Genomic DNA, 26,381 nt, shown 5'->3' with positions numbered 1-26,381 from the left:
AATTGACTGTGCCGATATAGCCGAAGCTATTTCGTATTGGTCACTCAGTTTCATTGATAATTCTTTTGTTGACTATCATTTCACGAGTGCCCACACAGATTGCATGGTCAAATTGTTAAAGAACAATACTGATTGGTTATCGACTTAAGTTGCCGTTCTCCGTGTCAGTGAGGCGGCATTATAGAGACTTCCGCCAGCCTGACAAGCCCTAATTCAACAAAAAATACCACAAACAAGCCGTTTGATTGTTTTTTGTACCGAGCCGCTCATTTTTGCTTAAAAACCGGAGAGGGCGCGCTGAGACAAATTAGTAAAATCAGCTAGCCACAATAAAAACAGCACTGACCTAGACGATATAGGAAATGAACTGACAATGGTTAGGCAACATTGGAGCTGTTGTTGGTCCGTCTCTTGCGCTTCCTATCCCTGGGGTGGGTAACAGGTACCGCTGCCAACAATCTCTTGGTGTAATCCGCCTGTGGGTTGGCATAAACCTCCTTAATCTTACCCATTTCAACAATTTTACCGTAATACATCACCGCCACCCGATCAGAGATACGCTTCACTACCGAGAGATCATGGGAAATAAAGATAATCGCCAGGTTCATCTGTTGCTGGAGGTGCAACAGCAAATTGAGGATTTGTGCCTGAACCGATACATCCAACGCCGATACCGACTCGTCACAAATCAGCAACTTGGGCTTGAGGGCAATCGCCCTGGCAATACCGATCCGCTGCCGCTGGCCGCCGGAAAACTCATGCGGATACCGATTAACCGACTCTTTCGGCAACCCCACCTTAACCAATAGTTCCCTCACCCACTGCTTACGCTCCTGCGGCGTCCCGATCCGGTGGATAATAAAAGGCTCTTCCAATATCACGCCTACAGTATGGCGCTGGTTGAGCGATTCCATCGGATCCTGGAAGACAATTTGCATCTCTTTGCGCAGCGGCCGCATCTCGCGGGAAGACAGCGCCGTAATATCTCGCCCCTCGTAGTAGATCTTCCCTGCCGTCGGCTCATAGAGTTTGAGGATGGTTCTGCCTAGCGTGCTCTTGCCACAACCGGACTCGCCCACCAACCCCAGCGTCTCGCCGCGACGAACCGCCAGCGATACCCCATCCACGGCTTTGACCGTATATCCCTTGCGAAATATTCCCTTGCCGGAAACAAAGTGCTGTTTGAGGTTTTCAATCCTTAATAATTCAGTCACACACCCTTCCTTTACCACTCCGCCCCCCTTTCTTACCCGTCGTGCTCTGGTGGGAACAAAGCAATATCTACCGGTTTTATCTCGATAGCCTGCTTGGGCTCATCATCCAATTTCGGTATCAAAGCCAACAAACGTTCGGTGTAAGGGTGCTGGGGCGTATCAAACAAATCGAAGATGTCGGCGTACTCCACCACCTTTCCCCCATACATCACCGCGACATCGTCACAGATTTCAGCGATGACGCCGAGATCATGGGTAATGAAGAGTACCGACATACCCGTTTGCTGCTGAAGCTCATCAATCAACTCAAGAATTGAGGCCTGCACAGTCACATCCAGCGCGGTTGTTGGTTCATCACAAATAAGTATGTCTGGTTTGCACGCCAGCGCCATAGCTATCATGACACGCTGGCGCATGCCCCCCGACAAATTGTGCGGATACTCCCACAGCCGCTTCTCCGGCATAGGGATCTTAACCTTATTGAGCATTTCAAGAGCATATTGACCTCTTTCCCTCTTGCTCAATTCTGGGCGGTGCAGTTGCAGTACTTCGTTGATCTGCTGACCGTTCGACTGGACGGGGTTGAGCGCCGTCATCGGATCTTGGAACACCATCGAGATCCTGTTGCCCCGCATGGCATACATCTGCTCCGGAGGCAGCGCCACCAGATCTGTCCCTCGGTATAGGATCTGCCCGCCGACTACCCGGCCATAGGGCTTGGGCAACAGGCCCATTATCGACATCGCCGTTACGCTCTTGCCACATCCCGACTCTCCGACGATACCAAGGGTTCGCCCTTTATGGACGTCAAAACTGACGCCATGAAGAACTTTTACCACCCCGTCATCGGTGGCAAACTCAGTCTGCAAATTGCGCACGCTCAATATGACATCATTCATCGCAGCCGACCTTACAGCTTATAGGTATCATCAATCACAGTGACCGGTGCAAAGGTCTTGCCCTTTTTCATTGCCGCAAGGGTGGCTTCCTTCTCCTGCTGGTCAATCCAGAAGGTCGCCAAATCAACGACCGAAAACATCACTTCGGTATGCTTGGTCATGGCTGGGGTCGGATACTTGATCCAGCGCCAGTAGCCTTCACGGGTATAGGGCACCATGTAACCCGGCACAATAAGATACTCGTCGGAAACTATTTTCTGGATCTGATGGGAAATGGCCTGTTTCTTTTTGAGGTCAAACTCCCTGTCATAGCTGTCGATCAATCGGTCCATTGTTGCTGAACGGAAATTGGTATGGTTATTGGTCTGTGGTTTGGCATTGACCGAGTGGAGGTACTCCCAATAAGCGGGGATCTCACCGCCGCTCATATTGATAAACGCCAGATCATGTTTTTTTTCGAGCACGTACTTAAAAGCCGAGGAGCCATCGACCAGGTTGAGGGTAAACTCAAGGCCGGCCTGTTTGGCCTGCTCCTTTAGATAGGCAATACGTGGAGTATGGGGCTGGAAACCATAGGTAATGGCAAAGCTCAGGCGCTGCCCCTCGCTATTGACCCGGATCCCATCGGCACCAATCTTGTCGAACCCGGCTTGGGAAAAATACTCCGCCGCCAACTGGGGGTTGAAGGCCGGCGGCGTATTATCACTGCGATCGTACCCGCCATGGCCAAACCCCATCCCATGAGGCTTGCGGGCATAATCGCCCCGGAGCACATTGGCTATCATGCCGTCGAAATCGGTGGCGTAGGTGACTCCGGCGCGAATATTGCGCTCATCAAGTAGCGGCTGGGCCGTATTGATCCACAGTCCACCGGCTCCCTGAACCACCTGGTTGTAGCCCCAAAACTTATGGATGTAGCCATTCTGGTATGGCTTGGAATTGGCCTTTTCATGCCACAGGCTAGGCAGAACCAAACCGAAAGTATCCAGATTGCCTTTTTCGAAATGCTTGCGGGCAATGTCGTTATCCCGAATCACCGTGAAGCGGACTTTCTCCACATTGTAGCGATGCCGGTAGTAGCGGTTGCTGTAGCCCCACCAATCCTTGCCGACATGTCTGAAGGTCACGCTTTTGCCTTTCTTAACCTTATCCATGTAGTACGGGCCGGTGGTCGGCTCACTCTTGAAGTTATAGCGGCGGACAAAATCATCGTCGATGCCGTCATTGTTAGCGTCTTTCTTCGGTTTGAAAAAATGCTCAGGCCGGGGCTGCAAGCCATTACTCGGTAAGTTGATTTGCAGCATCAGCTCATCATCGGTCATTTTTATCGCCGACCTCACCGCAATGGTGTAGTCATCAAACTTAACAACAGATTCAATCTTGTTAGTAAAGAAATCGTTGTACCACGGCGAGACAATATCCTTGGAGCGGTAATAGCTAAGCATGAACAGGTAATCGTCGGCGGTTACTTTCTCGCCATCGGACCAGCGGGCCTTGGGATCTAGCTTGAAATACACCGTCTGGTTGTCATCACCAAACGCCCATGCGGTCGCGAGCTGGGGGATCCAGTTGCCAGTATTGGGATGACGGGCTGCCAGCTTGGGGACCCCATCCATAAAATAGTGGCGCAACCCGGAGTTTGAATCCGGACCGACACTGCGCAAAGTCTGCGGAAAGCTGGCCAGGTAGGTTCTTAGCGTCCCGCCAAACTGGGCTTCGGGAGAGGCAAAGAGTGGCTCATCCATGTTTGAATGCCATTGCACACCGGATGGCAACGCTGCAGCAAACACGGTATTGCAGGACAGAACCATTATCGCGATAGCAGAACAGTTAAAATGCTTTTTCATTTGCAATATCCTTATTTTCCACATCGGCAAACGTCGCTAGACATAACGGGTAAACTGCTTGGGATCAAAGGCAGCCCGGATCGCTTCGCCAATGAAGGTCACCATCACCAAGACCAGTACAATCGCACTGACCACCGAAGCCACAATCCATGGTGAGTCCAAGTTCGACTTCCCCTGCTGAAGCAGCTCCCCCCAACTCGGCGTCGGCGGCATCAAGCCCAGCCCCAAGTAGTCCAAGGCTGTCAACGCGGTGATATTGGCGGCGATGGTAAAAGGCGCCAAGGTAACGATCATAACCATGGTATTGGGTAAAATATGGTGGAACACGATTCGCAAGGTCGATGCCCCCAGCGCCTTGGCCGCCATCACATACTCCCGGGCCGACTCCTTGTAGGTCATGGTCCGCATATACCAGGTCATCCCCATCCAGCCAAACAACACGTTAATCGCGACAAACAAGGCAAAGGTCGGCTGGGTGATCGACACCAAGATCATAATCACATAGAGAAAAGGCACCATCGACCATACCTCTATGAAGCGTTGGACAAACAAATCAAATTTGCCACCAAAATAACCCATCGCACACCCGACAACAGTCCCTATCGCATAGGAAACAGCCATGGTGATCAGGGCAAACCCCATGGCGGTCCGAAACCCGTAGACCAAGCGGGCCAGGATATCCCGCCCTATCACATCCGTTCCGAGGTAGTGCTTGTCCACATGGCTCGGTGGCGTCGGCGGGAAGTCACCCGAAAAATCCTGCTCATAAGGATTCCAGGGCACCAATGGCATAATGACAAAGTTGTCCCCGCCTTGCTGGGCCAAGCTCTGTTGCAGCTGCCGGTAATCGGCCTCCCCTGTAGTGGCTTGGCCAAACTCGCTCCCCAAACGCACCGCCGACAATACCGGGAAACTGTATTGCCCGTCGTATTTCACCACCAGCGCTTTGCTGTTTATCAGCAACTCGGCAAACAACGACAACAGCAGCAACGCTAACAACAAGAGAAAGGACCAATAACCCCGCTTGATTTGTTTAAAGCGCTTGATCTTTTTCCGTGTCAGAGGATTTAGCGTCAACATGATCAGGCTCCGAATCTCACTCTGGGATCGACCAGCGCCACACAGATGTCCGAGATAATATTGCCCAGCATCAGCATGGCCGCATTGATCGCCACGATCCCCATCACAACCGGGTAATCCCGCTCGATAATCGACTCGTACCCAAGCAGACCAATCCCGTCGATATTGAAAATCACCTCAATCAAGAACGAGCCGGTCATGAAAAACAACAGCGAATTGCCAAAGTGGCTGGCGATAGGGATCAAGCTATTGCGCAGGGCATGCTTGCGAACCGCTTTTTTAAACGGCAACCCTTTGGCTATCGCCGTGCGGATATAGTCCGATGACAAGTTTTCCATCAGGTTATTTTTCATCGTCATCGTCAGGGTGGCGAAATCGCCGATCAAATAGCAGATCAGCGGTAGCACCGCATGCCACATTACGTCCTTGGCCCGCTCGAAAAAACTACCGTGGTCATCGAAGTCCTCACCGACGAAGCCGCCCATCGGGAACCATTCCAGGTGATAACTGAATAAGGTGATCAGCAGGACACCGACCACATAGCCGGGCAAGGCATAGCCGATAAAAATTAGGATCGAGGAGCCCGAATCAAACACCGAGCCATGTTTGAGAGCCTTGTAGTAACCCAGAGGTATCGAAATAAAATAGCTGATGAAGAACGTCATGCCGCCATAGAACAAGGAGATGGGTAGTCGCTCGGCAATCATCTCGGCAACCGGCTCGTAATAGCGGGTTGATTCGCCAAAATCCAAGACCATCAGCTTACCAAGCCATTCGGTATAAGCTTCCAGTACCGGCTTATCCAGGCCGTAGAAGGCATTGAGCTCGGCAATTTGATCTTCAGACAATGCAGAGTTGCCTCCGGCAGAAGCCGTGGCAGCCACACCATCACCTTGCGCCTGCATATTGGCCAGCATGCGCTCCACCGGCCCTCCGGGAACAAACCGGGTGATGGTGAAAATCAGGATAGTGATCCCCAGAAACGTCGGGACGACCAATACCAGCCGACGTAGAAAATATGACAGCATGTTTTAACGGCTCCATGTCAAACAGGCACGATGCGCCATTCCCACTGGCATCTATTCACACGAGGCAGGAAACCAGCTCGAAAACGCCACGCTCATATTAACTTTATATTAACAATCAGAGAGAGGTAGAGCTTTGACATGAAAAAATAAAACAAAGGCCGCGAATGCGGCCTTGGTAACAAGAGGATAGGTGCAGGATTATTGTGCTGCCAGCCAAGCTGGCACATCGGCCACGCTGTCGAGTACGGCGTCAGCCAGTTGTTCACCTTCGGTGGTGACTGGCTTGCCAGTACGCACCAGGATTTTGGTGCCGACTTCGGCTGCCTCGGCCGCTTTTATGTCATCGGCCTTATCACCGATCATCACCGAGCTGGCCATATCAATCTTGAGGAAGTCACGGGCTGAGATAAACATACCTGGCTTTGGTTTGCGGCAGTTGCAATCCTGAAGATAATCGCCTTTCCCCTCCGTCGGGTGGTGCGGACAGTAATAAATACCATCGAACTCCACGCCATTATCAACAAAGTTCCAGTCCATCCACTCGGTCAGGGTCAAGAACTCATCTTCGGTGTACATACCTCGGGCAATACCGGCCTGGTTGGTCACCAACACCAACATATACCCCATCGCCTTAAGTTTCTTACAGGCTTCAAACACCCCCTCGACATATTCAAAATCGTCGGTGGTATGCACGTAGCCGTGATCGATGTTAATCACGCCATCACGGTCAATAAAAACTGCTGGTTTGGCCAAGCGTCAGCCCTCTGTCTCGCTGTATTCGTTATGCCCCAAATTATGGCACGGCTAGCAATGGGATTCACCTGTTTCTCTAAGGCCCTGTCGCCAAAGCAAACAAAAAAGCCTTACCCTCACCATGGCTATAAAGACATTTAGACGTCCAGACGTAAAAATATCTATTGACTTCATTTATGTTAGCCCATAGCATCAAAGCCATAGATGCAATTGGCAGACAGAGCTCTCGCATCAAGAAAATAATGCAAATGCAACACACAACATAACAATATACCGGTCGCAGCCATTGATGGGCGTGCCCGTCATCAACACGGTATAGGATTTGGGAAATACGATGATAGAAATAAACAGAGTCAATAAAGTCTTCTATCAAGGGGCCAAGGCGATCCACGCTCTGCGTGAAATCAACCTGACCATTGAGCAAGGCACCATTTTCGGGGTGATTGGTTCTTCCGGTGCCGGTAAAAGTACCCTGATCCGCTGTGTTAACCTGCTTGAACGCCCAACCAGCGGTCACGTCATTGTGGACGGCATCGACCTGACCCAGCTATCAAACCAAGAGCTGACCCAGGCCCGTCGCAAAATCGGCATGATTTTCCAGCACTTCAACCTGCTGTCATCCCGTACCGTATTCGACAACGTTGCACTGCCTCTCGAGCTGGCCGGCACCAGCAAGTCCGCCATCAAAGCCAAGGTCGATGAGCTGCTTGAGCTGGTCGGTTTGGCCGACAAGCGCGAGTCCTACCCATCCAACTTGAGTGGCGGCCAGAAGCAGCGTGTGGCCATTGCCCGAGCACTGGCCTCCGATCCCAAAGTACTGCTGTGTGACGAAGCCACCAGCGCCCTTGACCCGGCAACGACCCAGTCTATCTTGACTCTGCTCAAAGAGATCAACCGCAAGCTCAACCTGACTATTTTGCTGATCACCCATGAGATGGATGTGGTCAAAAGCATCTGCTCGGAAGTGGCGATCATCGGAGACGGTGAACTGGTCGAGAAAGGCCCGGTCGGTGATATCTTCGCCCACCCGAAAACCGAACTGGCACGCGAGTTCATCCGCTCGACGTTGGATCTTTCCATTCCGGAAGACTACCGGGCTCGCATGGTTGAAACCCGCATTGAAAACAGCTACCCGCTGATCCGTCTTGAATTTACCGGTGCGTCGGTCGATGCCCCGCTGATCTCCCAGGTGGCTCGCGAGTTCAACATTGACATCAGTATCTTGAGCTCAGACATGGATTACGCCGGCGGCGTCAAGTTTGGCCTGATGCTGGCCGAATTCTTCGGTACCGAACAAGCGGCAGAACAAGCCATTAACTTCCTTCGCGATCACAAAGTAAATGTAGAGGTATTGGGCTATGTTGCTTGATTCAATTACCACCTGGTGGACCCAGAACGAACGTTTGGTTGATCTGCTGATCGACGCCCTCGGCCAAACCCTGGTCATGGTCTTTGCCTCTGGCCTGATCGGCTTTTTGATCGGGATCCCGGTAGGGGTTGCCCTGCACCTGACCAAAAACAACGGCCTGCTGGCCAACCCAGTGCTCAACAAAGCGCTGGGGATCGTGACCAATATCGGCCGCTCGATCCCATTTATTATCCTGCTGGTCGCGATCATCCCGTTTACCCGATTTGTGGTCGGCAGCTCGATCGGTACCGCTGCCGCTATCGTCCCACTGACCGTGGGAGCCATTCCGTTCATTGCCCGCCTAGTTGAAGGCGCACTGCTGGAAGTCCCAACCGGCCTGGTGGAAGCGGCGCAGGCGATGGGAGCAACCCCACGCCAGATCATCAGCAAGGTCCTGCTGCCAGAAGCCCTGCCGGGCATCATCAACGCGGTGACCATCACCCTGGTTACCTTGGTGAGCTATTCGGCAATGGCCGGGACCGTCGGTGGCGGCGGCCTGGGTGACGTCGGGATCCGCTACGGCTACCAGCGCTTTGACGGAACCGTCATGCTGATCACCGTGGTGATGCTGGTTATCCTGGTCCAGCTGATCCAGTCAGCCGGCGACCACCTGGTCAAGCGCTTCGATCACAGGTAACAGACAGCACCGATAACAAACAACACAGATAACACATATTCCATCTAGTATTACGGAAAACCCCAGTTTTAAGGAGATATAACATGGCTTTTAATTTGAAGAACCTCGTCGCCGTCGCCGGCCTGGCATCAGCATTGGTACTGACCGGTTGTGGCGAGAAGGACGCAGTGGTTGATAACAGCAAAATTAAAATTGGGGTGATGGCAGGCGCTGAAGAGCAAGTGGCTGAAGTAGCAGCAAAAGAAGCCAAGGAAAAATACGGCCTGGATGTTGAGCTGATCACCTTCACCGATTACGTATCGCCGAATGCGGCGCTGGAAGAAGGCTCGATCGATGCCAATGCCTTCCAGCACAAACCATACCTTGATCAGCAAATTGCCGACCGTGGCTACAAGTTTGCCGTTGCCGGTAACACTTTTGTTTACCCGATTGCCGGTTACTCAAGCAAAATCGAATCTATCGATGAGCTAAAAGACGGCGACCAGATTGCAGTACCGAATGATCCAACCAACCTTGGCCGCTCTTTGCTTCTCCTTCAGCAGCAAGGCCTGTTAAAACTGAAAGATGGCATTGGCCTAACCGCGACCGTATTGGATATCGTGGAAAATCCAAGCAACCTGAGAATTGTTGAACTGGAAGCAGCCCAGCTCCCTCGTTCTCTGGACGATGTTCAGCTAGCGATCATCAACACCACGTACGCGAGCAGCATCAACCTGACGCCAGAGCGTGATGGTGTGTTCGTGGAAGACAAAGAGTCGCCATATGTAAACCTGATTGTTGCCCGTGAAGACAACGTTGACGCTGAAAACGTGCAAACGTTTATCAAGGCTTACCAGTCAGACGTGGTGTACGAAGCGGCTAAAGAAATCTTCCAGGGTGGCGTCGTTAAAGGCTGGTAATATCCTCCTTTCCTGATCCCACCTCTGCAAATCCCGCCCCGGCCATCATGCCGGGGCTTTTTTTGCCCCCGCCATAATGCTATGTTCTGCGCCATTACCCATAACACATTGCTCACCTGAACTGCCATGTCATACCAAATCGAACCTATCGGCATTGTCCGCTCCCCTTACAAAGAAAAGTTTGCCGTTCCTCGCCAGCCGGGGTTGGTTCCGAGTGCCCGCTCCGAAATCGTCCTGCAAGGTGAGGCCAATGCCCTAGAAGCGGTTCGCGGGCTGGAGCAGTTCAGCCATCTGTGGCTACTCTTCCTGTTCGACCAGAACCTCGAGGCAGGATGGCGCCCCACTGTCCGCCCTCCCCGCCTCGGCGGCAACGAGCGTATTGGGGTATTTGCCAGCCGAGCGACCTTTCGCCCCAATGGCATCGGTATGTCAGCGGTGGAATTGATCGGTGTGCGCCAGCAAGGTAGTGATGTCATCATCGAACTTGGCGGTGTGGATTTGGTCGACGGAACCCCAATTGTCGATATCAAACCTTACGTTCCCTATTCCGACAGCCTGCCTCAGGCCCATGGCGGCTTCGCCGACCGCGAGCCGGCAACCCTGCCGGTGGTATTCTCCGAACAGGCCGAGAGCCAGTTCCAGGGGAAACAACTGGCACGCCAGCGTGCCGTCATCACCGAAGTGCTGGCGCAGGATCCTCGTCCAGCCTATAAAAAAGGCAAAGCCGATACCAAGGAATATGCCGTCCACCTGTTCGACTACAATGTTAAATTCACCGTTATTAATGGTGTAGTGACCGTTACGGCACTGGATAAACCCATTGTAAAATAACCCTGGGGGCTCTGTTTGAGGGCAATTTCCCCGCTGCGGCTATCCAATCCCTTTGGCTAACGGCCAATTGGCTGGTAGTATATGCGGTTACCGCCTATATCGGTGGCTGGGGCCTGTCCCCCACATTCCTTATTTTCATCTAAACAAACGGATACCATCAATGCGTACCAGTAACTATCTTCTTTCTACCCTGAAGGAGACTCCAAATGACGCAGAAGTTGTTAGCCACCAGCTAATGCTTCGTGCAGGTATGATCCGTAAGCTGGCTTCAGGTCTTTACACCTGGCTGCCTACAGGTCTGCGTGTTTTACGTAAGGTCGAGAACATTGTTCGCGAAGAAATCAACAATGCAGGTGCTGTTGAGACTTTGATGCCCGTGGTTCAGCCGTTCGAACTATGGGAAGAGACAGGCCGTTCTGAAAAGATGGGCGCTGAGCTACTTCGCTTTACTGACCGCCATGACCGTCCGTTTGTACTTAGCCCGACAGCTGAAGAAGTGATCACTAGCCTTGTGCGTAACGAAGTGAGTTCTTACAAGCAGCTGCCGCTAAACCTGTACCAAATCCAGACTAAATTCCGTGACGAACGCCGCCCTCGCTTCGGTGTAATGCGCGCCCGTGAATTCAGCATGATGGATGCGTACAGCTTTGATATTGACAAAGAAGGCCTTAAGAAGTCTTACGAAGCCATGCATGAAGCATACTGTAAGGCATTTGACCGTATGGGTCTGGACTACCGCCCAGTACTGGCTGATACCGGTGCCATCGGTGGTAGCGGCTCTCACGAGTTCCACGTCTTGGCTGAGAGCGGTGAAGACTTGATCGCTTTCTCTACCGAGTCTGATTACGCAGCAAACATCGAAAAAGCAGAAGCCCTGGCCCCTGCTACTGAGCTGGCTGCGCCAACGCAAGAGATGACGCTGGTTGACACGCCAAACGCGAAAACTATCGCTGAGCTTGTTGAGCAGTTCGAGCTGCCAATCGAGAAAACGGTCAAGACACTGTTCGTTAAAGCCTCTGACGAAATCGATGCAGAGCTTGTTGCCCTGATCATCCGTGGTGATCACGAGCTAAACGAAGTTAAAGCCGAAAACCTTAAAGAAGTTGCTTCTCCGCTTGAGATGGCAACCGAAGAAGAAATCCGAGCCCTGATCGGTGCAGGCCCAGGCTCTCTAGGCCCAGTAGGCCTGAAACTGCCGTTCATCATTGACCGCTCTGTGGCGGTAATGAGCGACTTCGGCGCTGGTGCTAACGTTGACGACAAACACTACTTCGGTATCAACTGGGGCCGTGATGTTGAGCTTGGCCAGGTAGAAGACCTACGCAACGTGGTTGAAGGTGACCCAAGCCCATGCGGTCAGGGTACGATCCAGCTTAAGCGCGGTATCGAAGTCGGCCACATCTTCCAGCTGGGTACTAACTACTCAGAGAAAATGAACTGTGGCGTGCTTGGCCAAGACGGCAAGAACGTTATCCTAGAAATGGGCTGTTACGGCATCGGTGTATCCCGTGTGGTTGCTTCTGCTATTGAGCAGAACAACGACGAAAACGGCATCATCTGGCCTGACGCGATCGCTCCATTCCAGGTCTCTATCGTACCGATGAACATGGCGAAATCGGCTGAAGTGAAGGAAGCGGCTGAGAAGCTCTACGCTGAGCTGACTGCTGCCGGTATCGAAGTCCTGTTCGACGACCGTAAAGAGCGCCCGGGTGTCATGTTCGCCGACCACGAACTGCTCGGTATCCCGCACACTATCGTGATCGGTAACCGCAGCCTAGAAAACGGCGAGATGGAATACAAAAACCGTCGTGCCGGCACCAAAGAAGGTGTTGCTGTGGCAGATATCGTTGAGTTCGTTAAGCAGAAACTGGCTTAATCGAAAAACGATTCAGTTACCAAAGGCCTCCCTTGCGGAGGCTTTTTTTTACCTGCTGCCCAATAGCTTATCTACCTTATTACCCTGCAAAATTGCAACAGGTGTGAAAATTAGGGGTATAGTTATAGGTAGAAAAAAAAGAAAGGAGCGCTATGGGCAAGGAAAAGCCACGGATCAGCCTGCTCCTCACCGGGGGGGGAGCAAGGGCAGCCTACCAGGTCGGGGTTCTCAAGGCCATTTCCGAATGGTATCCACGGGTTCACCACAGTCCGTTCAGTATTTACTGCGGGACCTCGGCAGGGGCTATCAACGCCACTTCAATCGCTTGTTACGCCTCCTGCTTTCGTCTGGGGGTCAAAAAGCTGGAATGGATCTGGTCACGCTTGCATAGCCGGCGCATTTTTGCGACGACGCCTCGCGGCATGAGTGGTTACCTTATCAGCCAGTGGTTTGCTCGCCTGCAAGCCCACCACCACGATCGCCCCCCTTTTGGCTTGCTCAACAACCGCCCCTTGCGCCAACTGCTCAACCAGGTCAATAACTACTCCCGACTGGAGAAGCAGATTGCAGCCGGTAATCTCCACGGCATTTCCATCACCGCCTCCAGCTACAAAAGCGGTCACTCCGTCAGTTTTTTCCAAGGCCAATCAGACATCAACGAGTGGGACAGGGCCAAGTCGAAGGGACGCCGCTCACTGATCACCACCGATCACCTGCTGGCCTCTTCCGCCATTCCCTTGGTGTTCCCCGCGACCCGCATCGGCCAAGCCTACTATGGGGATGGCTCCATCCACCAGTTGGCTCCACTGCGCCCTTCGCTCAAAATGGGGGCGGATAAAATACTGATCATCGATCTCATCAACCAAAAGCTTGATAGTCCCGATCACACCCGGGCGCCAGGGCTGGCAGCCCTGGGTGGCCATCTGATGGATACGATTTTCAGTGACACCCTGACCGCCGATTTGGAAAACCTCTCCCGGATCAATGCGCTGATTGACAGTATGCCGTCCATCCAGGAAAAGCAGAAGCTGAGGAAAATCGAGCCTTTCCACCTGTCACCTAGCCGGTCCTTTGAGCACCTTGCCCGCAAGTACTACTGCCACCTTCCTCCCATGACCCGCGGTTTGATGCAGTTAATCGGTATCAGCCCCAAGGATGATGCTGCCATCACCAGCTATATCCTGTTCGAACCCGCCTACATCCATGCCCTGATCAAGATGGGGTATGAAGACACCCAGGAAAAAGAAGCCCTTCTTCGCAGTTTCTTAATTAAATCAGGTAATTAATAATATAAACTCAGTTTAGGTATTGAAATGGCTTAATAATTGCCTATAGTAAGTTCCCTATTAATTTTTTGACGCCTGTATGGAACCTCTCCACTGGAATGACAAGCTGGCCGATAGCCAATATGCAAAACCAAGGACCAAACCCCTTGGGGCTGATCAGCGCCTGCTGTTGCTACAAAAACTCCAAGGGAAGCTGGATATCAACTTATTGTTTGATATCTTCATCAGGGAGATTGAAAAACAGATAGATATCAACAGGTTAACCTGGCACTCAGATGATACAACCACCCTCGTCCGCCAAGGTACCAATACGCAATTCCGGCAAACCTTCATCCTCCGTTTCAATAAGCAGGACTTGGGCAAGCTGCAATACCATACCCCTTATGCCCTCGATAGAGACGAGGTCAACCTGCTTCATACCTACCACCGTCTATTTGCCGGACCGCTGGCCTGTGCACTAGAATACCGCCGGGTCAAAAATATGGCGCTGCGGGATTACCTCTCCGGCCTTGGCAACCGCAACAGCTTTGAGCAAGATATCAGCCATGCGATCGCAATGAGCGAAAGACGCAATATCGGCCTGGTACTGACCATGTTCGACCTCGACAACTTCAAACAGGTCAACGATCGGTTTGGCCACCCCGACGGTGATAAGGTGATCCGCCACTTCGCACTGCTTTTGAAAAAATCAGTTCGGGCAACAGACCGCTGCTACCGCATAGGGGGTGATGAATTTGCGGTCCTACTCCAACCTGCGACTGACGCAGCAGCCCTTCATGTGATCCGCCGGCTAGATAGCTTGATGGCAGACGATGCTATCCTGCGTACCCTGAAAATAGGTTGCTCCAGCGGCTTTAGCGTCTACCAGAAAGGCGATACCAATATCACCTTGGTTGACCGCGCTGATCGCCATCTATACAAACAAAAACGTACCCGCTAAATCCGCTCTGCCGTCCCCAGCCAGTCTTTGGTATAGTAATACCTGCCAACATCTGGGTGCTGCCCGCCAGCAATATTAAAGCATGCTTTCGCCAACCCACTATGGCTAGTTAGTTGCCGAAATCACTGTTTATGAAGGACAAAACTATGAAAATTTACGAGTGCTGCGAGCAAGTACGTATGATCTACGCGCAGATCGGCGGCGGTGAGCTCGGCTATATTCCCAATGCGATTCACTGCGCCGTCAAGGCACTGAATGACATCGCAGCCAACGACACGCTGCCAGAGGAAGTCCGCGAACGCGCAGCCTTTGCCGCCGCCAACCTGCTGATGAGCGACCACGAGGACGCGTAATGGATTTGAACAAATACGAGACTATGGATCCTGTCATGCTGATGAGCATCGTCAACATGAAAATCCGTGATGAGTTCGGTGATCTGGATGCCCTGGTCAAATACTACGATATCGACAAAGACAAACTGGTTGCCAGGCTAGCCGGTGCCGGTTTTGACTACCTGCCAGATGCCAAACAATTTAGGTAAGCAAGCGAGCTCCGGGGCGTAGAGCTATCAATGAGCAATCAGCCCGCAGTGAACAAAAAACGGAAGCCAAGGCTTCCGTTTTTTATCCATTCATTCAGGACGAGATGTTCACCCTAGCGCTAGCCTAGCCCCTGAAAACAGGCAGCATATTTGCCATTGCCAGTAGGTGGAAGGCAGCGGTCAGCCCCCCAAATGCCATGACCACATAAATCGTCGCATTCCCCCCGGGAACCACAAAGCCTTCTTGCTCCGGTGCGCGTTGACGCAGTGTTTTTGCCAACGTCGCCGGGATGATACAGGTCCAAATCGTTGCAGCCGCACCGGCTAAACCAATCGCCGCAACAAAACCAAACGGCGCCACTAACGAGAACACCAATGGCGGCACAAATGTCACACCCCAGGTTTTTAGTCGCCCTTGCTTATCATCCGCAAAACCAAATAGATCAGCCAAGTAATCGAACACCCCCAGCCCAACACCAATAAATGATGAAACAATCGCGGCAATAGAAAAGATATGCAGGGCTTGTTTAATGCTGTTTGAATCAATAGCTGATGTCAGTGCCGACATCAGGGCATCCACACCGCCACCAGCAGCAACTACTGGGCCGAAATCTTGACGCGGCAGGTTGCCGAAGATACAGATCACCCAGCCGAGATAGAATGTCAGGGCAATCAGAGTGCCGCCAAGGATGGCTTTTTTGGCACGGTGCTCATCCTGATAGTAATCACGCATGGTACTGACCGAATGGTGATAACCAAATGACGTTAGCGCGACCGGCAACAGGGCTAAGGCATAGGCCGAGTAAGCGCTTTCCCCTTCGCCTTGGGCAAATAGCACTGGCACACTGATATTAGAAGCCAGCCCGGAAACACCCAGTACAAAGCTAATGATCATAAACAGGATCAGTACCATGGAAATACGGTCCACAGCGCGGGTAGAGTGCAGGACAAAAGCCGAACAGAGTGCAACAAACAAGACCGAAGCCAACTCGCGCGTCACCCCCAGCATTTCACTGAAAATCATACCGGACGATGAAATATACGCGTAAAGCAGAATCCCTCCCACAAAATACAGCGACAAATTATTGATAAAATTGACCTTTCCGCTCAATACATCCTTGGCAACGGTATTGAACGACGCTTTGAGTTCATAATGCTTGAGGGCTTCCAGCAGCAACCAACCAGACAGCGTCATCATGATCATAGTGAAAGAAATGGCAATCACGCTCCATAACGTCCACGCACCCGCACCTGCACTTGGCAACCCAAGCATGCCGGCCCCAACACAGACACTGGCGATAATGCACGCGCCTCCAAGGGTGGATGGTTTACTCATAATGACTCCTAGATAATTTTATTGTATCAGCGTGCTAGTACAATAATGTGTTCTGGCATTTAACGCAACAGCAGAGTAATCATTTGGGCAAAAGATAATCAACCAGATGGAAATATTAGTTTACAGCGTTCAGCCATAAAAAAATCGCCCAGCCCCTTTGCAAGAAAAGGGCTGGGCGACCGTGGTTAACTGTTGTGCTAGGTAGCCTGAGAGATCAACCGGCTACTGATGGCGCAGGGATCATTTCATTTGTGAAAAATACGCCGCGACATTGGCAATATCGTTGTCACTAAGCATGGAAGCCTGCGGCTGCATCACCATGGCCATGCCACCGTTACGCTCTTTGTTTTTGTATGCCTTCAGCGAGCTGACCAGATACTGCTCATTCTGCCCTTTGAGATTTGGGTAACCAGGAATCACCGCTACGCCATCAGCCCCATGACAGGCTGCACATACTGCAGCTTTAGCCTTTCCGGCGACCGGATCGCCCGCAGCCATCGCTGGACTTGCCATTACGGCCGCTAACATTACACAAGCTAATACTTTCTTCATCAGGTCCTCATTATTATCTCTGTTATCCATTCCCCCTTCCGGGGTGACGCTGGCACGACAACACACTCAGCACTTTAAATTGTGCCTTTTTTCAACAATAAATACCAAACTAAGTATTGATATTGTGCACTTATTCCTGCTCGTAGTGCCAGATCAGATCACAATCTTTGCCAGCAAAAGCCTCGACAACAAACAATCCAGCCACCGCCGCCAGCGCCTCGCCATAGAAAAGCAGTGGGGTCCGCCGCCGTTGCCAGCTAGGTACCCCATACTCCTGAAACAGCTTCTTCAGCTTGCGCTTGCCGACCCGGCCTACCGGCTGGACCTCCAGCCCTGCGGGCTCAAAGCGCACCGACAGCGGCTCTTCTGGCCGCGGACGGCGCAGCTGCCCATGCCCTGACTCCGCCAGCACCAACGAGCCCAATGACGCAGGTAGCGGGCTGACTTCGTTTAGCCGCAGCGGAACCACATCACCGGAGACAGCCGGCCATGGCCGGACAACATACAAACGGCTGCGAAACCGGCGCACTTCCACCTCGCCCCAGCACACCTTGGGATTGGCATCCGGCTTGGCCAGCACGACCGAATACCATATCTGATCGAGCTGGGCCTGCGACGGCATTTTCACACCGACAGCAGCAAGCCAATAGCGCAACAGCGCCTTAGCCCGCCGCTCGTTCCCCGGCTTGTCCGCACACAGGCAGGCGATATCCAAACTCTGATCGGCCGAGATGGCCTTACTGAGCTGCTCGGCAAGCAGCTCCTGTAACAGGGCTTCCTGCTCGGCACACAAGGCTGCACTGCGGGCAACGGCTTTGCGGATCCCCGGCCAACGGGCATGCAACAACGGGGTGATCTGATGGCGCAGGAAATTGCGGTCATAGCGCTCATCGCGGTTGCTCTCGTCCTCCACCCACTCAAGACTGTATTGGTGGGCGTACTGCTCAATGGCAGCACGCGGCTGGTCAAGCAAAGGGCGAAGATGCCAGCCAGTTGCAAAAGCCGTGCATTGCGGCATGGCCGATAACCCGGCCGGCCCACTCCCCCGCTTCAGGGCCAGCAGCACGGTTTCCAGTTGGTCGTCGGCATGCTGGGCTGTCAGCAGGATATCACCGGGCTGGATATGGGTGCGCAAGGCCGCATAACGGGCCTCCCTGGCCTGCTGTTCGACACTTGTCCGCTTGCCCAAAGCCAGAGAAACCCTTTCAACCACCAAGTCGATACCCGTCTCTTTGGCCCACCCGGCACAGAGCTCTACCCAGTGATCGGCATTGGTACTCAGGCCGTGATGAACATGGACGGCTTTGCAGGATGCCGCTGGGTTACGTTCTAAATAGCGCCCCATCAAATGCAGCAGCACCCGCGAGTCCATGCCGCCACTGAGGGCAAGAACGAAACGGGCTGATTTGTCCGTCAGGGTTGCAAGGTTGGCTTCTAGGTTGGCATAAAGCATTGAGCGACATCCGAATTAACACACAGCAAAAGTATACCTTCTCAGCCCCGGCAAAGGTAAATCCATAATAAAAAACGGGCCAGCCCAAGGGCTGACCCGTTATTTTCTAAACTTCCTTGCGCACAGGCAAGCTCAGCACCTTAACAGTAACCGTAGCTCATCAGGCGCTGGTAGCGGCGCTCAAGCAGGGTTTCGGTATCAAGCTGGTCAAGCTCTTCCAATGTTGCCAGGATTTGCTTTTTCAATGATGCCGACATCTCGACAACATTGCGATGCGCGCCGCCCAGCGGCTCTTCGATGATGTTGTCAATAAGCTCAAGCTCCTTAAGGCGCTCAGCGGTCATGCCCATCGCTTCGGCCGCCTGAGGCGCTTTGTCAGAGTCGCGCCACAGGATAGAGGCGCAACCTTCAGGCGAGATCACCGAGTAGGTTGAGTACTGCAGCATGTTCACGCAGTCACCCACACCGATCGCCAGCGCGCCACCGGAACCACCTTCACCCACCACATTACAGATCACCGGTACGGTAAGACCGGCCATCTCTTTGAGGTTGGTCGCAATCGCTTCGGACTGACCGCGCTCTTCCGCACCGACACCAGGGTATGCACCCGCGGTGTCAATGAAGGTCACGATAGGCATTTTAAAACGCTCCGCCATTTTCATCAGGCGAAGGGCCTTACGGTACCCTTCCGGCTTTGGCATACCGAAGTTACGCAGCACTTTCTCTTTGGTCTCGCGGCCTTTCTGGTGACCGATCACCATCACAGGGCGGCCATCAAGGCGGGCAATGCCCCCCACAAGGGCTTTGTCATCGGCAAACGCACGGTCACCTGCCAGCTCGTCGAACTCGGTAAACATATTCTCGACATAGTCGAACGTGTATGGACGCTGTGGGTGACGCGCCAACTGAGCCACTTGCCAAGCGCCTAGATCACCGAAGATTTTCTTGGTCAGCTCTAGGCTCTTCTTTTCCAGTTGCTCAATTTCTTTATCCAAATCAACCGATTTAGACTCATCACGACGCGAAACGTCACGCAGTGCTTCGATTTTTGCTTCTAGTTCAGCAATCGGTTGTTCAAACTCAAGGAAGTTCAGGCTCATACCATTTCAGTCCTTTTGCTCATAATTATGGGAATCTATAACAGATAACTATGGGCTATTTTAATTAAACTCAAGCTCAACCTGCTTATCACCCAGCAAAATTTTGAGATCAGAGATTAGTTGATCTGCCGGGGTAACACGCCACTCTGTTCCCAGAGTCAATTTGGCGCGGGCATTCGAGCGCTGATAGTACACGTTGACAGGTACGGTACCTGCACGGTGCGGTTCCAGCACTTTGCTGAAACGTTCAAAAAACTGTTCATCAATTTGCCTCTCGGTTAACGAGATAGCAAGACCGCGTAGGTGCTTTTCTCTCGCATCTGCGATGTCTAGCACTTCCCGGGCCGACATTTTAAGGCCGCCGTTGAAATCATCAAAGCTGACCTGTCCGGAAACGACCAAAATTCTATCTTTTTCAATCAATTCCAAGTGGCGTTCCAAAGCCTCTGAGAACAGCATCACTTCCATCCGGCCACTACGGTCGTCAAGGGTCAAGATACCAATCCGGGTGCCGCGCTTGGTGGTCATTACCCGAGCACCAATCACCAGCCCGGCGACAGTGACAACTTTGTCCCGCCCGGTCGGGTGGGCATCCTTGAGGCGCCAGGTGGTGTAGTGCTTGAGCTCCTTCACATAGGCATTGATCGGGTGACCCGTAAGGTATAGCCCCAACGTCTCGCGCTCGCCTTCCAGCCACACTTTGTCCGGCCATTCCGGAATATTGGCATAGGCATGCTCCACCTCTTCCGGTGCAGCTGTCAACACCCCGAACATGTCGGCCTGGCCAAAGGCTTCAGCCTGGTGGTGCTGGCTCGCTGCACGAATGGCATCATCGAGCGTCGCCATCATCGCTGCACGGTTCGGGCCAAGACGGTCCATCGCGCCGGATTTAATTAATTTTTCCAGTACCCGCTTGTTCACCTTCTTGGTGTCAATTCGGGCACAGAAATCAAACAGATCCTTGAAGTGGCCGCCCTTTTCACGCGCGGCAATGATATTTTCGATCGGGCCTTCACCGACCCCTTTCACCGCCCCGATACCGTAAACGATGGCTCCATTGTCGTCGACGTTGAAACGGTACAGGCCCTTGTTGACATCCGGTGGCAGCAGTTCAAGCTTCATCCGGTGGCACTCGTCCACCAGGCCCACGATCTTGTCGGTGTTATCCATATCGGCGGTCATTACCGCCGCCATGAACTCTGCCGGATAGTGCGCTTTGAGCCACAGGGTCTGGTAGGAAACCAGTGCATAGGCCGCAGAGTGGGACTTGTTGAAACCATAGCCGGCGAACTTCTCTACCAGGTCGAAGATCTTCATCGCCAGCTCAGCGTCGACGCCGTTATTCACCGCCCCTTCTTCAAAGGTGGCTCGCTGCTTGGCCATCTCCTCCGGCTTTTTCTTACCCATCGCACGGCGAAGCATGTCCGCCCCACCCAAGGTATAGCCCGACAGGACCTGGGCGATCTGCATCACCTGCTCCTGGTAGAGGATGATGCCATAGGTCGGCTCCAGGATCGGTTTCAGGCTCTCGTGCTGCCAAGTGGCATCCGGATAGGAGACTTCCTCGCGGCCGTGCTTACGGTCGATAAAGTTATCTACCATGCCCGATTGCAGCGGACCCGGACGGAACAGGGCCACCAGTGCGATCATATCTTCGAAGCAGTCCGGCTGAAGACGCTTGATCAAATCTTTCATCCCGCGGGATTCGAGCTGGAACACCGCGGTGGACTCGGAGCGCTGCAGCATGGCAAACGACTTAGCATCGTCCATCGGGATCGCCGCAATATTAACCGGCTCCTTGCCCTGAGCTTCCAGGCGGGGGTTGATCATCCCCAGCGCCCAGTCGATGATGGTCAGGGTTCGCAGGCCCAAGAAGTCGAATTTAACCAAGCCGGCAGTTTCAACGTCGTTCTTATCGAACTGGGTAACCGGATTGGCACCTTCGGCATCGCAATACAGCGGGGCGAAATCGGTAATCGTCGTTGGCGAGATTACAACACCACCGGCGTGCTTACCGGCATTTCGTGTCACCCCCTCAAGGACGCGACACATGTCGATGAGATCTTTGACTTCCTCATCGGCCTCATACACCTGCGGCAGCTGTGGCTCGGCTTCGAAGGCTTTGGCCAGGGTCATACCCGGCTCAGCCGGCACCAGCTTGGAAATACGATCAACAAAGCCATACGGGTGGCCTAGCACACGGCCTACGTCGCGAATAACCGCCTTCGCTGCCATGGTACCGAAAGTGATGATCTGGGATACCGCATCACGGCCATACATCTCAGCCACGTGATCAATCACCTGATCACGCTTGTCCATACAGAAGTCGATATCGAAATCGGGCATCGAAACACGTTCCGGGTTAAGGAAACGTTCGAACAGCAAGTCAAATTCCAGCGGGTCGAGATCGGTAATATCGAGCGCATAAGCCACCAAAGAGCCCGCACCGGAACCACGGCCCGGCCCCACCGGCACCCCGTTGTCCTTTGACCACTGGATGAACTCCATTACGATCAGGAAGTAGCCAGGAAAGCCCATCTGGTTGATAACCTTGAGCTCAATATCAAGGCGCTCGTCATATTCCGGACGACGCTCGGCGCGCTCTTTCTCATCCGGGAACAAGAATTTAAGACGGCGCTCCAAGCCTTCCTGCGACTCCTTGATCAGGAAGTCTTCGATGGTCATCTCCCCGGTCGGGAAGTTCGGCAGGAAGTATTCTCCCAAACGCACGGTTACGTTACAGCGCTTGGCGATCTCGACACTGTTTTCCAGCGCTTCCGGGATATCGGCAAACAGCTCGCACATCTCTTCTTCGCTGCGCAAGTACTGCTGTTCGCTGTAAAGCTTCGGTCGGCTCGGATCGGCCAGGGTATAGCCGTCATGGATAGCCACGCGAATTTCGTGGGCATCGAACTGATCCGGCGTCAGGAAGCGGACATCGTTGGTCGCTACCACCGGCAACTCTGCCTGCTCGGCCAATTCAATGGCAAAATGCAAATAAGCGTCTTCATCAGCACGGCCGGTACGTACCAGCTCGAGATAATAGGCATCCGGGAAATGTGTTTGGTAGAACTCGACGCATTTGTTAACCAGCTGCTGGTTGCCCTTGAGCAATGCCTTGCCGACATCGCCGCTCTTGCCGCCCGATAGCAAGATCAAGCCCTTCTTGTGCTCCACCAGCCACTCTTTGTCCATTACCGGCAAGTGCTGGACATGGCCGCGCTGGTAGGCTTTGGAAATCAGCATGGTCAGGTTCTGGTAGCCATCGTTGTCGGCAGCCAGCACCGTCAAGTCACACAGCTCCTCGCCCATCTCATCGGACATAACCTTGAAGTCAGCCCCAATGATCGGCTTCATGCCGGCACCGTGGGCAGCAAAGTAGAATTTCACCAAGCCACACAGGTTGGTAAAGTCCGTCAGTGCCATTGCGGGCATGCCCATGCCTGCCACGGCTTTCACCAGCGGCGGTACTTTGGACAAGCCGTCTACCATAGAAAAGTCACTGTGGACACGGAGATGAATAAAACGAGGTTCAGCCATGACTAACCAGAATAGAGTTGTTCAAAAAACAAGATGGAGATTATAGCCCAAAGCACCATGGCTGTTGACTCTAATCACCATCTTTTAACGCCTCGGATTTTAGAGGGATGCAAAAATCCGCGGGTTGGCAGGATTATGACCGCCTTCAGTCCAGGCCAAGGATCCGCTTGACCGGTTTGAAGCTTTTGCGGTGCTGCTCGATAGCACCATGTTCGGCCAGCGCTTCGAAGTGCGCCTTGGTCGGATAGCCCTTGTGCTTGGCAAAGCCATATTGCGGATATTCGGCATCCAAGGCTTCCATCTCGCGGTCGCGGGTCACTTTCGCCAGGATAGAAGCGGCACTGATCTCGGCCACCCGCAAGTCACCTTTCACCACAGCCTGCGCGGCCATCGGCAGCTCAGGAATACGGTTACCGTCCACCAGCACAAAGTCAGGTTGGACAGACAGCCCGGCAACCGCACGCTGCATCGCCACCATGGTCGCCTGCAGGATGTTGAGCTGGTCGATCTCTTCCGGCTCGCAGCGGCCCAGTGACCAAGCCAGTGCCTTCTCTTTGATTTCATCAAACAGCAGGTTGCGCTTCTTCTCGGTCAGTTTCTTCGAGTCCGTCAGCCCCTCGATAGGGTTGGCCGGATCCAAAATTACCGCAGCGGTCACCACCGCGCCGACCAACGGGCCGCGGCCCACTTCATCGACACCGGCAATACAGCTTGCTACCGGATACTCAAACGGTTCTAGTTCTTTACTCATGTTACTTATCAATCAGTTGTAATACCGCCTCTGCAGCCTTCTGATCCGCATTACACTTGATCAGCTGGTGCAAACGACTAAATTCAGCCATCAGTTCAGTATTGTCAGCCCCGAGGAAGCGGTTCACCTCAAGGGCCAAGTTTGCCGGGGTGCAATCGTCTTGCAACAGCTCCGGCACCAACTCGCGGTCGGCCAGAATATTGGCCAGCGACACATATTTGGTCTTGAGCATCTTCTTGGCCAGCCACGCAGTCAGCGGCTTAACCTTGTAACCTACCACCATCGGCCTTTTGACCAGCATACACTCCAGGGCCACCGTACCGGAGGCCAGCAATACTGCGTCAGCGGCAATCATGACATTGCGCGCAGTATCATCGACCAGCACGAAGTCAAGCTCAGGTGCGGTGTCGCGCCATGCCTGTTCAAACTGGGCCCGGCGCTTCTGGTTAACCAAGGCGACAACAAAACCGAGATCCGGGTGCTGCGCCTTGAGCAGTTTGCAGGTCTCGATAAACGGTGGCGCCAGCAGCTCCATTTCCCCGCCGCGGCTACCCGGCAAGACCGCCAGCCAGCGTTTGTCCTGCTCAAGCCCCAGCAACTGTCGCGCTGCAGCCTGATCGGTTTCCATCGGGATCGCATCCGCCATAGTATGGCCGATAAACTCACACGGTACGTTGAACTTGTCGTAGAAGGCTTTCTCGAACGGCAGGAAAGCCAGTACCAGATTGGTCGCCGCTTCGATTTTGAAGATCCGCTTCTGGCGCCACGCCCATACTGACGGGCTGACGTAATGCACGGTTTTGATCCCGGCATCTTTGAGGTTGCGCTCGAGGCGAAGGTTGAAGTCCGGCGCATCGATACCGACAAAGACATCCGGCGGATTATCGGTAAAATACTTGACCAGCTCGGCCTTGACCTTGAACAGCCGAGGCAGGCGACCGAGCACTTCGACAATACCCATCACCGCCAGCTCTTCCATGTCGAACAGCGTCTCGCAGCCTTCGGCCTGCATCCGCGACCCGGCGATACCGACGAACTCGGCATCCGGATAACGCTGGCGTACCGCCTGCATAAAGCCGGCACCTAAAATATCGCCGGAGATCTCCCCGGCGACAATTCCTATTCGAAGTGGCTTCGTCATCTTAACGAATAATTCCGCGTTCGGTGTTGTTCAGTGCATCCAGGAACAAGCCCACCGACGGCCACTCTTGGGCCATCTCAGCCAGTACCGGCTTCACTTCTTCCATCGTTTTACCTGAACGGTAGATTTCCTTGTAGGCGCGGCGCAGCGCGTGCAGCTCTTTCTTCTCAAAGCCATTGCGCTGCAAGCCGACCAGGTTCAGACCGTACGGTGTGGCGTGGTTACCCTGCGCCAGCACATATGGCGGCACATCCTGGACCACTGCCGAGCAACCGCCGACATAGCTGTAGGCCCCGACGGTACAGAATGGGTGGATCGCAGACAGCGCCATTACACCGGCATGATCGGCAACGGTGACGTGGCCACCCAGAATAGAGTTATTACCGATATGGGTGTGGTTGCCAACCACGACATCATGGGCAATGTGGGCATTGACGCACAGCAGGTTATCGTTGCCGACAATGGTCACGCCTTTGTCCTGAATGGTGCCGCGGTGGATCTGAACGCTTTCGCGGATCACGTTACGGTCGCCAATCTCCAGCCGGGTCGGCTCACCGTTGTACTTCTTGTCCTGGCATTCTTCGCCGACAATCGCATACGGGAAGATACGGTTATCATTACCGATCTTGGTCGGGCCCTTGATCACGACATGCGACATGATCTCGTTGCCGTCACCGATTTCGACATCTTTACCGATGTAGGTGAACGGGCCGACCGTAACATTGGCGCCAATCTTAACGCCGTCTTCAATCACCGCCGATGGGTGAATCTGCGCAGTTTCGTGGATCATTAAAACTCTCGTCTTGCACATTTGAGCTCAGCAGAACATACCACTTCGCCATCAACTTTCGCTACACCATTAAACATAGCAATACCGCGGCGCTCTTTGAGGAATTCGACCTCGATAACCAGCTGATCGCCAGGTACAACCGGTTTGCGGAATTTACCGTTATCAACGCTGGCAAAGTAATACAATTCGTTTTCAGCCGGCGCACCAAAGGTCTTGAATGCCAACAAGCCGGTAGCCTGCGCCATGGCTTCAAGGATCATCACGCCCGGGAAGACCGGCATTTTCGGGAAGTGGCCGGTGAACTGAGGTTCGTTAACCGACACATTCTTGATACCAGTTAGGGTCTTGCCTTCTTCGTAGTGGGTTACGCGGTCGATCATCAAAAACGGGTAACGGTGCGGAAGAAGCTCTTGGATCTCTGTGATATTCAGCGTTTTATTTTCGCTAGTCAAAACTGAATTCCTATCTAAAAATAGTAA

The 26,381-nt window shown here is 53.2% G+C and carries 24 protein-coding genes; 9 read left to right on the top strand and 15 right to left on the bottom strand.

Going from position 1 to position 26,381, the window contains the following annotated elements:
• Window positions 1-377: 377 nt before the first annotated feature.
• The 6 genes from C9J03_RS20255 to gmhB form a co-directional block, all read right to left on the bottom strand.
• On the bottom strand, window positions 378-1,214 hold the full coding sequence (locus C9J03_RS20255; protein WP_082060574.1) for an ABC transporter ATP-binding protein: 837 nt from the start codon (window positions 1,212-1,214) through the stop codon (window positions 378-380).
• A gap of 32 nt (window positions 1,215-1,246) precedes the next feature.
• Window positions 1,247-2,113 (bottom strand): ABC transporter ATP-binding protein, encoded by an 867-nt coding sequence (locus C9J03_RS20250; protein WP_052829716.1) that lies wholly within the window; start codon window positions 2,111-2,113, stop codon window positions 1,247-1,249.
• Between the two features lie 11 nt (window positions 2,114-2,124).
• A complete protein-coding gene (locus C9J03_RS20245) occupies window positions 2,125-3,960 on the bottom strand; it encodes an extracellular solute-binding protein (RefSeq protein WP_044622608.1) in 1,836 nt (611 codons plus the stop codon).
• A 36-nt stretch (window positions 3,961-3,996) separates the two neighbouring features.
• Complete coding sequence (locus tag C9J03_RS20240) at window positions 3,997-5,040, bottom strand: ABC transporter permease (RefSeq protein ID WP_044622607.1); 1,044 nt, start codon at window positions 5,038-5,040, stop codon at window positions 3,997-3,999.
• A gap of 2 nt (window positions 5,041-5,042) precedes the next feature.
• The gene (locus C9J03_RS20235) at window positions 5,043-6,068 is read right to left on the bottom strand and encodes an ABC transporter permease subunit (RefSeq protein ID WP_044622606.1); all 1,026 of its coding nucleotides are present in this window, start codon (window positions 6,066-6,068) and stop codon (window positions 5,043-5,045) included.
• 198 nt (window positions 6,069-6,266) lie between these two features.
• Window positions 6,267-6,821: a D-glycero-beta-D-manno-heptose 1,7-bisphosphate 7-phosphatase gene (gene gmhB, locus C9J03_RS20230; protein ID WP_039458187.1), complete on the bottom strand. Its 555-nt coding sequence runs from the start codon at window positions 6,819-6,821 to the stop codon at window positions 6,267-6,269.
• Window positions 6,822-7,155: 334 nt separating this feature from the next.
• Here gmhB and metN point away from each other — a divergent pair, with 334 nt between their 5' ends.
• The 9 genes from metN (at window position 7,156) to C9J03_RS20185 (ending at window position 15,239) form a co-directional block, all read left to right on the top strand.
• Window positions 7,156-8,190 carry a methionine ABC transporter ATP-binding protein MetN gene (gene metN / locus C9J03_RS20225; protein ID WP_039458191.1) on the top strand — a complete coding sequence of 345 codons (1,035 nt, stop codon included), beginning with the start codon at window positions 7,156-7,158 and terminating at the stop codon, window positions 8,188-8,190.
• Window positions 8,180-8,866, top strand: coding sequence for a methionine ABC transporter permease (locus C9J03_RS20220; protein ID WP_039458195.1), 687 nt, complete (start codon window positions 8,180-8,182; stop codon window positions 8,864-8,866). The genes metN and C9J03_RS20220 overlap by 11 nt, the downstream gene beginning before the upstream one ends.
• 83 nt (window positions 8,867-8,949) lie before the next feature.
• The gene (locus tag C9J03_RS20215) at window positions 8,950-9,765 is read left to right on the top strand and encodes a MetQ/NlpA family lipoprotein (protein WP_044622605.1); all 816 of its coding nucleotides are present in this window, start codon (window positions 8,950-8,952) and stop codon (window positions 9,763-9,765) included.
• A gap of 126 nt (window positions 9,766-9,891) precedes the next feature.
• Window positions 9,892-10,596, top strand: coding sequence for a tRNA (N6-threonylcarbamoyladenosine(37)-N6)-methyltransferase TrmO (tsaA, locus tag C9J03_RS20210; RefSeq protein WP_039458200.1), 705 nt, complete (start codon window positions 9,892-9,894; stop codon window positions 10,594-10,596).
• 160 nt (window positions 10,597-10,756) lie between these two features.
• The gene (locus C9J03_RS20205; protein WP_044622604.1) at window positions 10,757-12,472 is read left to right on the top strand and encodes a proline--tRNA ligase; all 1,716 of its coding nucleotides are present in this window, start codon (window positions 10,757-10,759) and stop codon (window positions 12,470-12,472) included.
• 152 nt (window positions 12,473-12,624) lie between these two features.
• The gene (locus C9J03_RS20200; protein WP_039458207.1) at window positions 12,625-13,758 is read left to right on the top strand and encodes a patatin-like phospholipase family protein; all 1,134 of its coding nucleotides are present in this window, start codon (window positions 12,625-12,627) and stop codon (window positions 13,756-13,758) included.
• 79 nt (window positions 13,759-13,837) lie between these two features.
• A complete protein-coding gene (locus C9J03_RS27115; protein WP_044622603.1) occupies window positions 13,838-14,698 on the top strand; it encodes a GGDEF domain-containing protein in 861 nt (286 codons plus the stop codon).
• 146 nt (window positions 14,699-14,844) lie between these two features.
• Window positions 14,845-15,051, top strand: a complete 207-nt coding sequence (locus tag C9J03_RS20190) for a YaeP family protein (RefSeq protein ID WP_039458213.1) — start codon at window positions 14,845-14,847, stop codon at window positions 15,049-15,051.
• Complete coding sequence (locus C9J03_RS20185) at window positions 15,051-15,239, top strand: DUF4250 domain-containing protein (protein WP_039458216.1); 189 nt, start codon at window positions 15,051-15,053, stop codon at window positions 15,237-15,239. Before C9J03_RS20190 ends, C9J03_RS20185 begins: the two co-directional genes overlap by 1 nt.
• Window positions 15,240-15,363: 124 nt before the next feature.
• Here the strand turns inward: C9J03_RS20185 and C9J03_RS20180 are convergent, their stop codons facing one another.
• The 9 genes from C9J03_RS20180 to fabZ all read right to left on the bottom strand — a co-directional run bounded on the left by C9J03_RS20180 (window position 15,364) and on the right by fabZ (window position 26,354).
• Entirely contained in the window at window positions 15,364-16,575 is a 1,212-nt protein-coding gene (locus tag C9J03_RS20180; protein ID WP_044622602.1) for an aromatic amino acid transporter, read from the bottom strand.
• Window positions 16,576-16,815: 240 nt separating this feature from the next.
• A complete protein-coding gene (locus C9J03_RS20175; protein ID WP_039458331.1) occupies window positions 16,816-17,127 on the bottom strand; it encodes a c-type cytochrome in 312 nt (103 codons plus the stop codon).
• Window positions 17,128-17,257: 130 nt separating this feature from the next.
• The gene (gene tilS / locus C9J03_RS20170) at window positions 17,258-18,580 is read right to left on the bottom strand and encodes a tRNA lysidine(34) synthetase TilS (RefSeq protein WP_044622601.1); all 1,323 of its coding nucleotides are present in this window, start codon (window positions 18,578-18,580) and stop codon (window positions 17,258-17,260) included.
• Window positions 18,581-18,720: 140 nt separating this feature from the next.
• Window positions 18,721-19,680 (bottom strand): acetyl-CoA carboxylase carboxyl transferase subunit alpha, encoded by a 960-nt coding sequence (gene accA, locus C9J03_RS20165; protein WP_044622600.1) that lies wholly within the window; start codon window positions 19,678-19,680, stop codon window positions 18,721-18,723.
• A gap of 60 nt (window positions 19,681-19,740) precedes the next feature.
• Entirely contained in the window at window positions 19,741-23,220 is a 3,480-nt protein-coding gene (dnaE, locus tag C9J03_RS20160) for a DNA polymerase III subunit alpha (protein WP_044622599.1), read from the bottom strand.
• A gap of 145 nt (window positions 23,221-23,365) precedes the next feature.
• Window positions 23,366-23,971, bottom strand: coding sequence for a ribonuclease HII (rnhB, locus tag C9J03_RS20155; protein ID WP_044622598.1), 606 nt, complete (start codon window positions 23,969-23,971; stop codon window positions 23,366-23,368).
• 1 nt (window position 23,972) lies between these two features.
• On the bottom strand, window positions 23,973-25,112 hold the full coding sequence (lpxB, locus tag C9J03_RS20150; RefSeq protein ID WP_044622597.1) for a lipid-A-disaccharide synthase: 1,140 nt from the start codon (window positions 25,110-25,112) through the stop codon (window positions 23,973-23,975).
• 1 nt (window position 25,113) lies between these two features.
• Window positions 25,114-25,902 (bottom strand): acyl-ACP--UDP-N-acetylglucosamine O-acyltransferase, encoded by a 789-nt coding sequence (lpxA, locus tag C9J03_RS20145; RefSeq protein WP_039458236.1) that lies wholly within the window; start codon window positions 25,900-25,902, stop codon window positions 25,114-25,116.
• Entirely contained in the window at window positions 25,902-26,354 is a 453-nt protein-coding gene (gene fabZ, locus C9J03_RS20140) for a 3-hydroxyacyl-ACP dehydratase FabZ (RefSeq protein WP_039458239.1), read from the bottom strand. The genes lpxA and fabZ overlap by 1 nt, the downstream gene beginning before the upstream one ends.
• Window positions 26,355-26,381: the final 27 nt, after the last annotated feature.

Origin of the sequence: Photobacterium gaetbulicola (assembly GCF_003025515.1) — a bacterium.
In the GTDB taxonomy this organism is placed as follows: Bacteria; Pseudomonadota; Gammaproteobacteria; order Enterobacterales; family Vibrionaceae; genus Photobacterium; species Photobacterium gaetbulicola.
Note: the sequence above shows the minus strand (reverse complement) of the source record. Positions and strands in the feature narration are given on the sequence as shown.